Raw genomic sequence first — 929 nt, forward strand, 5'->3', positions numbered from 1 at the left:
GCCGTCCGCCCGGGCGGCTCGGTGGCGTCCGCGAGCACGTCGGCGAGGCCGGGCGGCACCGTGCCCGAGGCCGCCGCGCGCACGTCCCCGCCCGGCGCCGTCAGGAGCGCGGCGAGCCGGTGCCAGGCGCCGGTGTCGGCGGCCACCAGACGGGCCCAGCGGCCCAGCGACTCGGGCCGCAGCTCCACCACGGGCACGGCGACGGCGTCGGCGGGGCCGGGGTCGGGCACGGCGTGCGGGGCCAGGGTCTCGGCCTCGAAGGGGCCGGACTCGGCGTCGTAGCGGCGGTTGGGCTCGGCCGGGGACGCGGCCCGCAGCCGGACGGGTGCGACCGTCGGCAGGGTCAGGTCCCACAGGTGCTGCGGCAGCACGCTCAGGACGGCGGTGGGCGAGGCGCCGGCGAGGCGGTGCAGGAGCGCGGCGGCCCGGCCGTCGCGCCACGCCTCGTGGCCGCCGTCCGTGACGACCAGGACGAGCCCGCGCCCGCCCGGCGGGGCGGACGCGGCGAGCTCCTCCTCCGGGTTCCAGCGCACCTGGCGCACCGTGCGGAAGGCCGCCGTCTGCTCCATCAGCGCGCCGATCCCGCGGGCGGTGCGCCGCCACAGGGCCATCGAGGGGCCGTCGTCCACGAGGAGCAGCAGGTCGAGGCGGCGCTCCGGCACCGAGCGGCACACCGGCGTCCACAGGCCGTCCACGGCCGCCTGCTCGGCGGTGGCCTCCTCGTCCAGCTCGACGTCGTACGGCGAGGAGCGGAACAGGCGTAACGGGCGCAGGGCGCGGCCGAGGGCCAGCGGGTCGGCCGGCGGGGGGCTTTCGCCCTGCCCCGGGCGGTCGGCGTCCGGCGCCCCCGCGGGGAGGCCGACGAGCGGCCTGACGGACAGCGCGCGCCCCGGCGGCACCCGCTCGTGCGTCTCCCGGGGGCCGGGACC

Annotated in this window: 1 protein-coding gene; it reads right to left on the reverse strand. The window is 80.8% G+C overall.

Annotated elements, in window-relative coordinates; all coding sequences use genetic code 11:
- Positions 1–929: SAV_2336 N-terminal domain-related protein (locus tag IE330_RS38490; protein WP_268257396.1), on the reverse strand; the 929-nt coding region annotated here is incomplete at both ends.

This window comes from Streptomyces longispororuber (assembly GCF_014656095.1).
In the GTDB taxonomy this organism is placed as follows: Bacteria; Actinomycetota; Actinomycetes; order Streptomycetales; family Streptomycetaceae; genus Streptomyces; species Streptomyces longispororuber.